Origin of the sequence: Methanoculleus thermophilus (assembly GCF_001571405.1) — an archaeon.
GTDB lineage: Archaea > Halobacteriota > Methanomicrobia > Methanomicrobiales > Methanoculleaceae > Methanoculleus > Methanoculleus thermophilus.
Window position 1 is genome coordinate 97,105 of record NZ_BCNX01000010.1, and the last position, 13,598, is coordinate 110,702.

At 57.5% G+C, this 13,598-nt stretch carries 13 protein-coding genes; 9 read left to right on the top strand and 4 right to left on the bottom strand.

Annotated features, from left to right (window positions below; genetic code table 11):
* Positions 1–75 precede the first annotated feature (75 nt).
* Together MCUTH_RS09990 and MCUTH_RS09995 are read right to left on the bottom strand one after the other, a co-directional pair.
* Positions 76–519: a DUF5804 family protein gene (locus MCUTH_RS09990; protein WP_066958564.1), complete on the bottom strand. Its 444-nt coding sequence runs from the start codon at positions 517–519 to the stop codon at positions 76–78.
* Positions 520–636: 117 nt separating this feature from the next.
* Positions 637–1,809: a proteasome-activating nucleotidase gene (locus MCUTH_RS09995; protein WP_083524859.1), complete on the bottom strand. Its 1,173-nt coding sequence runs from the start codon at positions 1,807–1,809 to the stop codon at positions 637–639.
* Positions 1,810–1,852: 43 nt separating this feature from the next.
* Between MCUTH_RS09995 and MCUTH_RS10000 the strand changes: the two genes are divergently transcribed.
* The 5 genes from MCUTH_RS10000 (at position 1,853) to MCUTH_RS10020 (ending at position 7,298) form a co-directional block, all read left to right on the top strand.
* Entirely contained in the window at positions 1,853–2,251 is a 399-nt protein-coding gene (locus tag MCUTH_RS10000; RefSeq protein WP_066958606.1) for a DUF126 domain-containing protein, read from the top strand.
* 8 nt (positions 2,252–2,259) lie between these two features.
* A complete protein-coding gene (locus MCUTH_RS10005; protein WP_066958608.1) occupies positions 2,260–2,691 on the top strand; it encodes a J domain-containing protein in 432 nt (143 codons plus the stop codon).
* Between the two features lie 129 nt (positions 2,692–2,820).
* Positions 2,821–3,207: a rubredoxin gene (locus tag MCUTH_RS10010; protein ID WP_066958568.1), complete on the top strand. Its 387-nt coding sequence runs from the start codon at positions 2,821–2,823 to the stop codon at positions 3,205–3,207.
* A 369-nt stretch (positions 3,208–3,576) separates the two neighbouring features.
* Complete coding sequence (locus MCUTH_RS10015) at positions 3,577–6,780, top strand: tetratricopeptide repeat protein (protein ID WP_066958570.1); 3,204 nt, start codon at positions 3,577–3,579, stop codon at positions 6,778–6,780.
* Positions 6,777–7,298 carry an FKBP-type peptidyl-prolyl cis-trans isomerase gene (locus tag MCUTH_RS10020; protein ID WP_083524860.1) on the top strand — a complete coding sequence of 174 codons (522 nt, stop codon included), beginning with the start codon at positions 6,777–6,779 and terminating at the stop codon, positions 7,296–7,298. Before MCUTH_RS10015 ends, MCUTH_RS10020 begins: the two co-directional genes overlap by 4 nt.
* Here MCUTH_RS10020 and MCUTH_RS10025 read toward each other — a convergent pair.
* On the bottom strand, positions 7,276–8,607 hold the full coding sequence (locus MCUTH_RS10025) for a hemolysin family protein (protein WP_066958572.1): 1,332 nt from the start codon (positions 8,605–8,607) through the stop codon (positions 7,276–7,278). The genes MCUTH_RS10020 and MCUTH_RS10025 overlap by 23 nt on opposite strands.
* Before the next feature lie 140 nt (positions 8,608–8,747).
* Between MCUTH_RS10025 and MCUTH_RS10030 the strand changes: the two genes are divergently transcribed.
* Entirely contained in the window at positions 8,748–9,242 is a 495-nt protein-coding gene (locus tag MCUTH_RS10030) for a redoxin domain-containing protein (protein ID WP_066958574.1), read from the top strand.
* A gap of 21 nt (positions 9,243–9,263) precedes the next feature.
* Here MCUTH_RS10030 and MCUTH_RS10035 read toward each other — a convergent pair whose 3' ends face one another.
* Positions 9,264–10,559 carry a sodium-dependent transporter gene (locus MCUTH_RS10035; RefSeq protein ID WP_083524862.1) on the bottom strand — a complete coding sequence of 432 codons (1,296 nt, stop codon included), beginning with the start codon at positions 10,557–10,559 and terminating at the stop codon, positions 9,264–9,266.
* Between the two features lie 198 nt (positions 10,560–10,757).
* Between MCUTH_RS10035 and MCUTH_RS10040 the strand changes: the two genes are divergently transcribed.
* The 3 genes from MCUTH_RS10040 to MCUTH_RS10050 all read left to right on the top strand — a co-directional run bounded on the left by MCUTH_RS10040 (position 10,758) and on the right by MCUTH_RS10050 (position 13,222).
* On the top strand, positions 10,758–11,549 hold the full coding sequence (locus MCUTH_RS10040) for an N-formylglutamate amidohydrolase (protein WP_066958577.1): 792 nt from the start codon (positions 10,758–10,760) through the stop codon (positions 11,547–11,549).
* Positions 11,550–11,641: 92 nt separating this feature from the next.
* Positions 11,642–12,916, top strand: a complete 1,275-nt coding sequence (locus MCUTH_RS10045; protein WP_066958579.1) for a RecQ family ATP-dependent DNA helicase — start codon at positions 11,642–11,644, stop codon at positions 12,914–12,916.
* A gap of 84 nt (positions 12,917–13,000) precedes the next feature.
* A complete protein-coding gene (locus MCUTH_RS10050; RefSeq protein ID WP_066958581.1) occupies positions 13,001–13,222 on the top strand; it encodes a PspC domain-containing protein in 222 nt (73 codons plus the stop codon).
* The last annotated feature ends 376 nt before the right edge of the window (positions 13,223–13,598 follow it).

The following is a 13,598-nucleotide window of genomic DNA, read 5'->3' on the forward strand; positions in this document are numbered from 1 at the left end:
GGATACTGACCCACATCATACCCTGATCTAACCACTTCTGGCTATGCAGAAAACCCCGGCGGCATACCCGCCGCTTTACCCCTCAGGGTACTCATCCTCAGCACACCAGACTTCAAGAACCGTATCTTCCGGTTCCATGCGGTCAGAAGACGCCTCAGGCGCCGCGCCCTCGTCCAGCCAGATGGTATCGATCATGTGGTCCCCGGAGATCCGGTAGAGACAGCGGAACTTCCACGGCGGTGCGGGTCTCACGTCCCGCTCGTAGATCTGCCGGGCAAGCGCGGATGAGTAGAATATGCCTTCTTCAGGCTCAAAGAGGACCTCCTCGACGTACCGCTGGATATACCACCTAAGCTCGGAGACGAGGGCAAGAGCACTCCCAAGTGATGCCGTCCGGACGCGCACACCGTATGCCAGCCGATCGGGCTGATAGAAACGGAGAACCTCCCTGCTGGTCTCGGATTTGAGCAGGGTAGCGTAAAGATCAACCCCCTCGGGCTGGATGAGGAGGACGTTCATTGCACTATTGTGGGCGCACGAAGTCGATAAGGTTTCCTTTGGGGGCGCCCCGGACGCCCCCTTCATGGCCCGGCAGCAGGATACGGACCGAAAATAGACGGGTGTGGGAAAAACCCGTCAGAGATACATGCGGCCGTCGGGAGCCGCCACCTCGCGCTTCACCTTTTTGATTGCCGCAAGGAAGTCTTCCTGGTAGACGGCATCGGCATCCCGACGGATCGCCATCATCCCGGCCTCGCGGCAGATTGCCTGCAGCTCCGCGCCGGTGGTATGTTCGGCGAGTTCGACAATCTCGGAGAGGTCGACATTCCCGGCAAGGGTCATCTTCGCCGTGTGGATCTTTAAGATCTCAAGACGCGCTCCGGCATCCGGGAGTGGAACCTCAACGATCCGGTCAAACCGACCGGGCCGGAGGAGGGCCGGGTCAAGCATATCGATCCGGTTCGTCGCTGCCATGATCCGGACGTTGCCGCGGTTCCCAAAACCGTCCATCTCCGCGAGGAGCTGCATCAGCGTCCGCTGCACCTCGGCGCTGCCGGAAGTTCCGTCATTCGTGCGCATGCTTCCAATCGCATCAATCTCGTCGATAAAGACGATTGCCGGGGCGCGCTCCCGGGCAAGGATGAAGAGTTCCCGCACGAGTTGTGCGCCTTCGCCAATGTACTTGTGGACGAGTTCGCTCCCGGACATCCTGATGAACCGGGCATTGGAGTGGTGGGCAACCGCCTTCGCAATCAGGGTCTTCCCCGTTCCGGGCGGGCCGTAGAGGAGGATGCCCTTCGGGGGCTCAACGCCGATGCGCTCGTAGATCTCGGGCTTCGTGAGCGGATACTCGACGGCTTCCCGGACCTCTTCAATCTCCTCCTTCAGGCCGCCAATCTGCTCGAACGTCACACTCGGCTGCTCATCAAGTTCCATAACCCGGACCCTTGTGTCATAGATATTGCCGATTATCTTGACGATGGACAGGGTATTGTTCACTGCCACTTTCATCCCGGGTTTGAGAGTGCGGTGGAGTTTCTCGTTGACTGCGGTGACGTATTCCTGATTGTTGCCCTGCTGCCGGAGATACACTTCGCCATTTTCAAGCACATCGACCACAGCGGCAACAAACAGCGGCACCCTTTTTAACTGAGCATTCTCTTTTCTAAGTTGCAGGAGTTCTTTTTCCAGCAACTCATTCTTCAGTTTGTAGTCCAGGACCTGTGCCTTCAGATCCTGGATCTGGAGGGTGAGCATATCATGCTCGCTGCCAGGAGTGTTGCCAATGGTTTCGTCCATGTTACTCATATATTTGGATCTCCAACCACTTTATAATGTGGTGGTAGAGATCATGCAAGGCAGGAGCATATCAAAGGGTATTGCAAGCGGAGAACTCCTCGTCTCACCGGAACCCATATCATTCCTCTCAGGCGTCGATCCGGAGACCGGCACCGTTGTGGAGCATGGGCACCCGCTCGAGGGGCAATCGATCGCCGGACGCGTTCTGGCCTTTCCATATGGTAAGGGATCGACGGTCGGTTCTTACGTAATCTACGCATTAAAGCAGAACGGGCTTGCTCCGGCGGCGATCATCAACACCGAAGCCGAACCGATCATCGCAGTCGGGGCGATCATTGCAGGAATCCCCATGGTCGACCGTCTCCCGCCGGAGTTCTCCAAAATCCCCTCCGGGACTCTGGTTACGGTGAATGGGGACACCGGCGAGGTCTCCTGCAACGAGAACGCATGAGGAGGACCGTGGAAACCTATTACGATATTCTGGGCGTCCGGAAAGACGCCACGCCAGATGAGATCCGGGCGGCGTACCGGCGGCTTGCAAAACAGTACCACCCGGATATCAATCCTGACCCAAACGCGAGTGAGCGATTCATCCTCATCCAGCAGGCATATGAGACTCTGATCGATCCGGATGCCCGGGTGCGCTACGATCTTGCCCTCCAGCGCGGCAGCGCATCTGGACAATATGGCCCATTTCAGTGGTACCGCCCAGGCGGGCAGACGATCTGGACGCAGAGATTCTCGTGGCAGAGAGAGATGCCGAGATCGGGGATGGGCCGGATCGGCTCTATCGTCCTCCTCTTCGGTGTCGGTATCCTGATCGTCCTCATGCTCATGCTCTCACTCATATTTCGTCTTGCCGCCGGGGGCAGACGGCAGCAGGATTCATAATAAAGCGCATCCGACGGGGGATAATCCCGTTGAGCGGGACTGCACCTGCGGCAAACGGGATCACGGGAAACCTTATCTGGTGAAACTGCCTTCGTGCAGGATGATTGTTCCTGAGTGAGTGTGATCTGTATGGAGAAGGTGAAGCGATACCGGTGCAAGTACTGCAACTACATCTACTCCCCGCTGCGGGGAGAGCCGCACCGCGGCATCCCGGCAGGCACCGCGTTTGAGGATCTGCCGGAGGACTATATCTGTCCCGTCTGCGGCGCGACCGGGAAAGGACCTATCGGCGCATGGGGGTTCGAACCCTGGGAGCCGACGAGGTACGTCTGCAAGATCTGCGGTTATGTGTATGACAAAAAGCGGGGCGAACCGCTCCGGGGCTACCCAAAAGGCACCGCGTTCGAAGACCTTCCGGAGGATTACACCTGCCCCATCTGCGGAATGGATCCGAAGATCACAAGTTTCTATGGACCTGTCGGTAAATCGCAGTTTGACCCAATTCTGGATGTCTAACCGGTGAGAGGAGCCCTGCCTCCTTCCCGGACGGCTCTTGAGAGTTGCTTCTTGACCGGATTGTCGTTCTTATCCAAAGGTCCGTTTATTGCGTTCTTGATCGATTATCGATAATCCCGTTCATACCTTGGCGGTCTTCAGGAGGCATTCGGGATCATACTCCGGCATAATTTATGATCTTCGCCGTGCGAAGCCATAACTTCGATAGAGATCAACCCTGTTTGCCCGCACAGATCGGTCCCTTCAAATAGTGGTCTGAGCATCAATTTAGCAAGCAGTTGGTCGCCTCATCCTGAGGGAACAAATCACAAGAGTATAACATTGGCCAATTGAATAGGTAACGAGCAAGCAGCGGCAGGATGATATCGAATGGATTTCTTCGGTAATATTCTGGGTCAGGGGAAGAATGCAAACCCTTCAATAAAGCAGGGAAACTCTCAGTTTGAGGCCGGGAACTACACTGAGGCGGTAAAGAGTTTCGAGAAGGCGCTCAAGATCGATCCCGAGAACGGCACCCTCAGACTATCGATGGGTCAGGCGCTTGCATGCCTTGGTAGAGACCGCGAGGCCGCAGAATGGTTAAGGAAGGCTCTTGAGTCCTCTCCAGGCGATATCGAGATACTGCGGGAATTGGGGCATGTCCTTGCCCGGACTGGGGACTACAAAGAGGCGGCAGAGTGTTTCGCCGCCATCGTTAAAGAAAAACCTGCAGACACGAATGCCTGGTACTGGCACGGGGAGATGCTCGAGAGGAGCGGCCAGTATGCCGATGCGACGCAATCCTACAGACGGGTACTCGAGAGGGACCCGGAGAACCCTGTTCTTCTGGAAAAGATTGGAGGATTGTACGAGCGAACAGGGAACTACCGCGAAGCAGCGGGCTGTTACGAACGAGTCCTCAGGATGAGACCGGACAGTATCAGTACGCTCGTAAAGAAAGGGTGCGCCCTCCTGTATCAGGGGGACTACCCGGAGGCTATCGAGGTATTTAGCCGGGTGCTTGATGCAGAGCCAAAGAGCCTTGACGCCCTCTACGGTAAAGCTTTGGCGCTTGAGCATCTTGGCCGGATTCAGGACGCCGCTGACTGCTATGGAGCGATCGCTGACATTGAGCCCGACAGCACCCCCACCTGGTATCACCGCGGCTCACTCCTCCTCCGCGCGGGAGAGTACACCGAAGCGGCGGAGTGCTTTGGTAAAGTCGCCCTCGCCAACCCGGACCACATCCCGGCGCGTTACTCCATGGGGATGATCCATGATGCGCTTGGCCGCTACGACCGGGCGGTCAAGAGTTTCGACCAGATTCTTAAGCATGATCAGAGCCAGGTGCAGGTGTGGTGCGCACGCGGCATCGCGCTCTTCCACCTTGGCCAGTACGCCGAGGCGGTACATTCGTTCGACCGTGTTCTCGACAGCCAGGCGATGACCGGGATGAAATGGATCGGGAGCGGCACTGATCTAGCGCTTTTTGAGCAGGATAGAGCGGAGACCCCGCGGAAACAAGCGCCATCGATCTCCGATGCCCTGAGCCGGGTCATCCTGAACTACCGGGGAACAGCTCTGCTTCACCTCGGGCAGTACGCAAAAGCTGAGAATGATTTCAAGCGCATCCTCGAGGGCGATCCCGGGAACATCACCGCCTTGCAGCAGCGCAGCATCGCGCTCATCCATCTTGGCAGGTATGGCGAGGCCAACACCTGCCTGGACACGATCCTCGCAAAAGAACCGCATAACGTCATTGCCCTCTTATCAAAAGCTGACGTCCTCGAAAGCCTCGGCAGATACGATGATCTGCTCGCCTGTCTTGACCAGATACGGGATATCAGAGGGGATAGCCCCCATCTCATGCAGAGAAGGGGAGAGGCCCAGATGCGCCTCCAGCAGTATGAAAAGGCTGCGGAGACGTTCGATCTCCTCTATAAGTCCTGCCCCGGAAGTGCTGCAGCGGCGAAAGGTCTCGGCGACGCACTCCTGCACCTTGGTAAGTACGAAGAGGCGCTCAACCACTTTGACCAGGTACTTGGGGCGTACCCGGCCGACAGGGTCGCCCTTTCAGGGAGGATCACGGCTCTTGAGTATCTTGGCCGGTATGCAGAGGCGCTCGAGTCGGTCAGCCTGATGGAAGAGAGAGATCCGGGAGATGCCTGGTTATTCACCTTGAAGGCGCGGCTGCTTGAGAGGCTTGGGAGATATGCGGAAGCTGCCGATTGTTATGATGCGCTTCTTGAAACCGATCCGGATAACGGCGGATATCTGCTGAACCTTGGGATTGTCCTTGCCACGCTGGGGCGATACGATGAGGCTGCCGAGCGGTTCAGGCAGGCCATCAAAGCCAATCCTGACGACCTCCTTGCATGGTTCAGTCGCGGTCGGGCTCTGGAGCGGATGGGAGAGTATGCGGATGCAGCAGAGTGTTATGCAAAAGTGACCGCCGGGCGACCAAAAGATACCGGGGCCTGGTTTGCACAGGCTGTCGCACTCGCACGGCTCGGAAGGCATCAGGAAGCGATCAAATGCTGTGAGAAGGTGCTCACATCCGACCCCTCGAACGCAGCGATCTTAAAGATTCGGGCGGATATGCTGGAAGCCGTAGGCAAACATGCAGAAGCGAAAAATGCATACGAGCATTACCTCAAGATCTCTCCCGACGATCGGGGCGCACTGATGGCGTTTGGTGCGGCGCTCGAACGGAGCGGGAAGTTCGACGATGCAATCAAGCAATACGCGCTGATCCTCGAGAGAGATGAGCGTGATGTTGAGGCATGGTACGCCCTTGAGAGGGCCCTTGTGCATATGGGTCGATACGAAGAGGCACTGGAGTGTTCCGACGGCATCATCGAGGCGAACCCGGAGAACCGGGCAGCCTGGCAACGACGCGGAGAGATCCTCATGTGGCTCGGGCGCTATGCCGATGCGGTGGAGTGCTTCGAGAAGGTGATCAAAGCCGATTCGGCGGATACCCTCACCCTGTGCAAACTCGGGGAAGCTTACGAGAAGGCTGGAAACTACGAGGAGGCGCTCGCCGCCTATACACAGGTGCTCGATCGGGAACCGAAGAACATCGAGACCCTTCACGCCTGTTCCTCCGTCCTCATTCATCTCGGCCGCTACAACGAAGCGGTCAGGACAATCGACAAGATCATAGCCCTTCAGGCCGAGGATCCTGCCGCGCTCTTTATGAGGGGAACGGTGCTTGAGAAGATGGGCAGGTACAACGAGGCCCTGAAGAGCTATGAGAAGGCGCTCTCAGCCAATCCGAAGAATGCGGCAATCTGGAACGCTTTCGGGGCGCTCATGAGTTCGCTCGGACGGCAAGCCGATGCCCTTGGTGCGTTTGAGAAGGCGATCGAACTGGGTGACGGGGACGTCAATGCCTGGCTCTGCAAGGGCATCGCCCTCGATCACCTCGGGAAGTTCGATCAGGCGGTCGCCTGTTACGAGAAGGTCCTCGAGTCGGATCCACACCATCTCCGGGCATGGTACCTGAAAGGACGGGCACTTGATCGTCAGGGTAGGCTTGCAGAGGCAGTGGAGTGCTTCAAGAAGGCGCTCGAGAACGAGGAAAAACCATGAAAGGATATACTAACGGCATCCTGCTGCTGATTGCGGGGATCTTCGCGGTCTTCGTTCTCAGCCCGGGGTGTATAGGAAACGAAGATGCAGAGGATCGGGCAAAAAGCGGAGACCTGGTGAAAGTCCACTATACCGGCACTTTTGATAACGGGACGGTCTTTGACAGTTCTATGGGGGGTGAACCGCTCGAGTTTACCGTTGGCGGGGGTGAGATGATCCCGGGGTTCGATGCAGCCGTTGTAGGGATGCGGATCGGAGAGACGAAGACTGTTCGTATCCCCGCTGACCAGGCATACGGCCCATATCAGGAGGAACTCGTCTTCGTCACAGATCCAGCCGGGATCACCGGCGGTGAGAACCTGACAGTCGGTGATCAGGTTGCTATAACACTGGCTGACGGGCGGGCAATCCCCGGAAGGGTTACCAATATCTCGCCCGGCGAAGTCACCATCGACGCAAACCATCCCCTTGCGGGAGAAGATCTCACGTTCGTCATCAATCTTGTTGAGATAGGATAGATTCTACTTTTTTTTTACCTATCGGGGTGACGAGCACTTTATCGACGCGGTGGCCATCCATATCAACAACCTCAAACCGGAGGTTGTTCCAGGTGAACCGATCCCCGGTGTTCGGCGTCCGCTCTAAGTACATCATCACAAACCCGCCGAGCGTCTGATAATACCCTCGCCCCTCACCAGGCAGGGTCCCTACGCCAAGGAGATCATGGAACTCATCGATCGGGAGCAATCCATCGAGGAGCCATGACCCGTCTTCACGGCGAATTGCCGTGCCCTCCGGCGGATATTCTGTCGACGGAATATCCCCGACAATAGACTCCATAATGTCGTGAATGGTGACCAATCCCTGGATACTTCCATACTCATCGGTAACAAGGGCGATTCGCGCCCTGGAGGTCTTGAATCTCTCAAGGACCGTAAGAGCAAGGACGCTCTCAGGAACAAAGAGAGCCGGTTCAATTGCCTTTGCGATATCTGGAGACTCGCCCGAGATCGTCCGCGCCCAGAGGTTACGAACCGAGACAATCCCGAGCAGGTTGTCCAGGTGTTCGCGGTAGACCGGGAAGTAAATGTGCCCGGACTCCACCATCTTTCTCCAGTTCTCTTCGGGAGGGGCTTCCACATCCACGGCTACGATATCGGGCCGGGGAGTCATCAGCATGCTGACACGCCGGTCACCAAGGCGAAAGACGCTCTCCACCATATCCTGTTCCGCCTCCTGAAAAACGCCCGCCCGGGTGGCCTGGCCGATCAGGATCCTGACGTCCTCCTCAGTAACCTCGGGACCGGAGGGTTGCCGCATCCCGAGCGCCATGAGGACTCCTTCAGTCGATATGCTCAGCACCCGGATGAGAGGCGCGGCGGCTATGGAGAGGAGACGTATCGGGCGCGAGACCAGGCGGGCAATCCGCTCGGCGTTGTTCATGGCCACCCGTTTCGGCACCAGCTCGCCGATCACGAGCGTTAAGTAGGTGATGGCGGCGACGACGAGAACGCCCGCCAGCAGACTGCTGTAAGGAGCAAACAGGGGGACGCCCGCAAGGACTTCCGCAAGAGGGCCTGAAAGCGTTGCCCCGCCGTAGGCACCGTTCACAATCCCGACGAGGGTGATCCCGACCTGGATGGTGGAGAGAAACTGTGTCGGATCGTTGGCAAGTTCAAGGGCGGCAGCCGCCCCTGCATCGCCGTCTTCGGCTCTCTTTTGCAGGCGAGAGGGCTTCGCAGAGACGAGAGCAAACTCTGCCATCGAGAAGAACCCGTTTGCAAAGATCAGGAGGATGATGATCAGGATATCGGTGACGACAGGCATTTCCCGGCTCTCCTCGCCAAAAGGTTTACTGTACTTTTATCAAACCCTCACTTATGCGTATCGACACGACCGGGCAAGACATCCAGGGAATGAGAAATGTTTATCAATGTGGGGACAGGAGTTCCACCAGGTGATACGCAGTGGTCGAGATCGGCCAGCAGGCACAGGATTTCTCGATATCCGATCAGAATGGGAACAAAGTCCGGTTGTCGGACTTTCGAGGAAAGAGGGTCATCCTCTCCTTCCACCCGCTGGCCTGGACCAGCATCTGTGCCAGGCAGATGGAAGCGCTGGAGACGAACCATGAGGCCTTTGAGAACCTCGATGCCATTGCTTTCGGCATCAGCGTGGACTCGGTTCCCTGCAAACGGGCATGGGCAGAGAGCCTCGGAATTAAGAAAACCCGGATCCTTGCGGATTTCTGGCCGCACGGTGAGGTAGCCCAGATGTACGACGTCTTTGACAGCACAAAAGGCTACTCCCGGCGGGCCAACATCGTCATCGACGAGTTCGGGCGCATCATCTTCGTCAAGGAGTATCAGCTGACGACGGTACCCGATATGCAGGAAGTCCTTGACGCCCTGCAGGCACAGGAGAAGAGCAGGCAGGCAGAGGAACAGGTGCCGGAGATATAATCGTCGGCGCTGCCGGAATACTCATCCAGTAGTCCAGAAGATACTGCCGATCAGCGTGATCAGCAAGATCGCCGGAACAGCATAGCGGATGAGCACCATGTAGACCCTCTGCTGCCATCCGCATCCACCTATTTCTGCACAGATCCGGGCACGGTTGACAAACCACCCTCCAACGATGGAAAGGATCAGTCCGGCAACGATGAGGCCGAACGTCCCGAAGGCATAGTCGGCGAGGTCGAGGAACGGCGTTCCGAATACTTCGAGTTTCAGCACGGTATAACCGAGGGCAGACGGAAGCCCAAGAAGCATGACGGCAACAGAGACAAGGAGCGTCGCACGCCTCCGCGAGTAGCCGTAGGTATCGATCATGGTCGCCACCGGAACCTCAAGCATAGAGATCGCAGAGGTGAGCGCTGCAACAAAGAGCATCGTAAAGAAGAGCGCTCCAAGCAGCATACCGAACTGGATATTCGCAAAGGCAGCGGGCAGGGTGACGAAGACAAGGTTTACCCCGGCGGCTGGGTCAAGACCCGCGGTGAAGACCAGAGGAAAGATCATAAATCCGGCAAGGAACGCCACCAGCATATCGGCGACTGCGATGATGGAGGCGCTCCTAAAGAGGCTTCCTCGCCCAAGATAACTTCCATACGTGAGCAGGATCCCCATTCCCACCGAGAGCGAGAAGAAGGCCTGCCCAAACGCTGCAATCCAGACGCTCGGGTCGGTCAGTCGTGGGCAATCCGGGGTGAGGTAGAACCTAACCCCCTCGCCCGCCCCGGGCTCCGTGAGTGAGACGACCACGAGGAAGAGGAGGAGCACGATGAGGAGCGGGATAAGAAACCGGGAACTCTTCTCGATACCCCCACGGACTCCGGAGCGCACTGTCATAAAGACCGCAAGCCCGGAGATGAGGTAGAAGATGAGCGGAAGATAGGAATTGGTGAATCCTTCAAACTCCATCGGCTGGTTGAGGGCAAAGAAGAATGCATACGCAAGCACCCAACTCGTGATCACGAGGTAGTAACTGAGGATGAGGCTGACGATGAGGACGATGATGAGGCCTGCAACGAAAAAGCGCTGCCGTATCGCCTGAAAGGTGGAGATGACTGAACTCCCGCTGGAGCGGCCGATGACGAACTCTAAGATCATCAGGGGAAGACCAAAGAAGAGGATGGAGATCAGGTACGGGATCAGAAACGCTCCGCCGCCATTGGCACCGACAATATACGGAAACCGCCATATATTCCCGATGCCCACGGCCGACCCTATACTTGCAAGGATGAAACCCGCTACCGACGACCACTGCTCTCTTTCCATACCCTTCACCATCCGGGGCCCGTTCCCAGTAGTTGGCTTGTACTCTTTCTTTATATGTATACCCGGCCGGATCCGGCGGCAGGTTTTGTATGGATATCGATCAGTGCACTTTTGTAGCGGGGGCGCCCATACGGTTGTTGTAACTGGTAACAAGATGAGCGTCAGTTCCAGTGTGAACTCCCGGAAGGAGGAGGAACGTTGAACGAACGATACCCCTTCCTCATCTCCATCCCTCACGGAGGGATCTTGGTTCCCGCCGAACTCCGCGGGCTTATCAACCTCTCGCGAAAGGAGATCATCTTCAATAGCGATCCCCATACTCGCCTTCTCTATGGGTTCAATGACAGGGTAGAAGCAGTGGTCGACTTCGATATCTCCCGGGTCTTCGTCGATACCAACCGGCCACCCTACGATTATCCGCCGCGGGCTCAGGACGGGGTGACCAAGGTCATCACACAGGACGGGACCCCGGTATTCCGAAAAGGCCAGGTACCCGGCAGGGAAGTGATAGCGGCCCTTCTGAAGAACTATTACTACCCGTTCCACGGGCAGTTGACCAGGGCACTCAATACACTTCCCATCAGGATTGCCTTCGACTGCCACAGCATGCTACCGAAATCTCCGCCTGTTCGGGCAGACTCAGGTCGCCCGCGGCCGATCTTCTGTCTGAGTAACCGGGGGGACCTGAACGGAAAACCAAAGACGGCAGGGGGTCTCGTGACCTGCCCGCCGGAATGGCTTCAGGCGCTTGCCCGATCGTTCCAGACGGAGTTCGAGGGGGAGGGAAAGGTTGCCATGAACGATCCGTTCCGGGGCGGGTTCATATCGGTGGCACACTACCGACGGTCGCGGGTCCCCTGGGTCCAGGTCGAGATCAACCGCGGCCTCTACGAGACTCCGGATCGTGAAACCGATGAAAAGCGACTCGCCGAACTTCGGGAGAGGATCTTTTCAGCCATGGCCAACTTCTGGGACGAGATCTCCGGATAAGAAAAAATCCAATCTCAGCCGAATCAGACCTCAAACTCCCGGATTTTTCAGGCCGAAGATACTATGCCGATAGGGCGCCCACTTATATAGCGATGGATCGCCTGCACCTGATCCTGCAACGTTACTTTGGGCATACGGCGTTCAAGCCCTACCAGCAGGAGATCATAGACGACCTCCTCGCCGGACGCGACGTCCTCGCGGTGCTTGCAACCGGAGGCGGCAAGTCGCTCTGCTACCAGGTCCCGGCACTCATCGGTGATGGTGTGACATTGGTGATATCACCCCTTATTGCCCTGATGAAGGATCAGGTCGATGATCTGCAGGCCCGCGGGATCGGTGCAGAAGCATTGAACTCATCCGGATCGTACGCAACGACACGCCGGATCCTCTCGGAACTCGAGGAAGGTCACGTCCAGATCCTCTACGTCTCGCCGGAGAAGGCGGTCAGCGAAGATTTTCTCGATCTCCTCTCAACCCTTCCCATCACGCTTATAGCGATCGATGAGGCGCATTGTATATCGATGTGGGGACACCAGTTCCGCCCTGAATACCGGTCGCTTGCGGTCCTCAAGGAGCGGTTTCCCGGTGTACCGATGGTCGCCCTGACCGCAACCGCGACCCCGGATGTCCGCGACGATATCTCGCGACAACTCCGCCTTGAGGACCCATCGGTCTACGTGGGAAGTTTCAATCGGAGAAATCTCCGATACGCCGTCATTCCTAAAGACGATGGCGCATATGATCGGCTCCGGACCTACCTGAGAAATCGCAGTGGGGATGCCGGGATCGTCTATGTTACAACCCGGGAGGGGGCTGAGACGCTCGCGGCCAATCTCCAGGCCGACGGGGTATCGGCGCTCCCCTACCATGCCGGCATGACGGCAGCCGCACGGGCCGAGACACAGGACCGGTTCATAAGCGGGAAGGTCCCGATCATCTGCGCAACAAACGCGTTCGGGATGGGAATCGACAAACCGGACGTCCGATTTGTCGTCCACTATGACATACCAAAAACCCTCGAGGCTTATTACCAGGAGAGCGGCCGGGCGGGGAGGGACGGCAACGCGAGCGACTGCATCCTGTTCTACCATGACGACGATGCAAAGCGCCTCAGGTCCTTCATCGACCGGGACCTCCCCTCAGAGTTCCAGCGCGAGGTTGCACGCTCGAAACTGCAGAGCATGGTGGAGTACTGCACCACGACGGGATGCCGAAGACGAGTGCTCCTCGAGTATTTCGGCGAGCATTTTGACGCCCTGCCCTGCGGAGGCTGCGACGTCTGTGCTCCGGCCGGATCAGAGACCGGAAAGACCCGCCCCCGCTCAGGGCGCCGAAAGCGCAGCGCCCCTCGTTCTGTATCCGGCTGAACTAGAGGGGAATCACAGTCCCCGCAACACCCTCCGGGGAAACATCTATTACATCGACGGCAGATGAGCGCTCCGGGGGTTGTCATGAAGAAATTAACCCGTTCAAGAACTGACCGGTGGATCGCCGGAATATGCGGCGGCATAGGAGAATACCTCGAGATCGACCCGAACGTCATCCGGGTGATCTGGGTCATCTTCACCGTGGTCACAGGGTTTGTCATCGGGATCGTCATCTACCTCCTGCTCTGGCTCATCCTGCCGGAGAGCGGACAGGTGCGCCCGACTGAAGTGTTAGAGGGAACGTAGGAGGTTAGCAATGCGGTCTAATGGCCGAAAACGTCTCTTTTTACGAAGGAGGGCGGTTGTGGGTGTCGGTGAGCACCACACGCTGGGGGTATATTCTCCGAAACAGTCATCCCTTCGTTTGAGAGTTGATCAGGCTGTTCATCGATTGCTCGCCTGTGGACGGATACCCGCTGAGCATCGCCACGCGGGCGAGTCCGAGGGTCCGAAGGACCGGATCTTGAGCACCGTTAGGTGCGAGGGGCTGACGGGGAGGGGCGCTTGCCGGGAAGTGTACCCGCTGCGGGGGGAACATCATCCCGACGGTTCACGAGGGGTCGGTGAAGAAGTATCTGGAGATGTCGCGCGAGATCTGCGCAACCTACGCGATATCGGAGTA

Excerpts from the sequence above, each read along its gene's own strand:
- MCUTH_RS10035 (WP_083524862.1), bottom strand. The coding sequence starts at position 10,559 with ATGGAAAGAGAGCAGTGGTCGTCGGTAGCGGGTTTCATCCTTGCAAGT.
- MCUTH_RS10010 (WP_066958568.1), top strand. The coding sequence starts at position 2,821 with ATGGAGAAGGTGAAGCGATACCGGTGCAAGTACTGCAACTACATCTAC.
- MCUTH_RS10015 (WP_066958570.1), top strand. The coding sequence starts at position 3,577 with ATGGATTTCTTCGGTAATATTCTGGGTCAGGGGAAGAATGCAAACCCT.
- MCUTH_RS10020 (WP_083524860.1), top strand. The coding sequence starts at position 6,777 with ATGAAAGGATATACTAACGGCATCCTGCTGCTGATTGCGGGGATCTTC.
- MCUTH_RS10045 (WP_066958579.1), top strand. The coding sequence starts at position 11,642 with ATGGATCGCCTGCACCTGATCCTGCAACGTTACTTTGGGCATACGGCG.
- MCUTH_RS10000 (WP_066958606.1), top strand. The coding sequence starts at position 1,853 with ATGCAAGGCAGGAGCATATCAAAGGGTATTGCAAGCGGAGAACTCCTC.
- MCUTH_RS10025 (WP_066958572.1), bottom strand. The coding sequence starts at position 8,607 with ATGCCTGTCGTCACCGATATCCTGATCATCATCCTCCTGATCTTTGCA.
- MCUTH_RS09995 (WP_083524859.1), bottom strand. The coding sequence starts at position 1,809 with ATGAGTAACATGGACGAAACCATTGGCAACACTCCTGGCAGCGAGCAT.
- MCUTH_RS10050 (WP_066958581.1), top strand. The coding sequence starts at position 13,001 with ATGAAGAAATTAACCCGTTCAAGAACTGACCGGTGGATCGCCGGAATA.
- MCUTH_RS09990 (WP_066958564.1), bottom strand. The coding sequence starts at position 519 with ATGAACGTCCTCCTCATCCAGCCCGAGGGGGTTGATCTTTACGCTACC.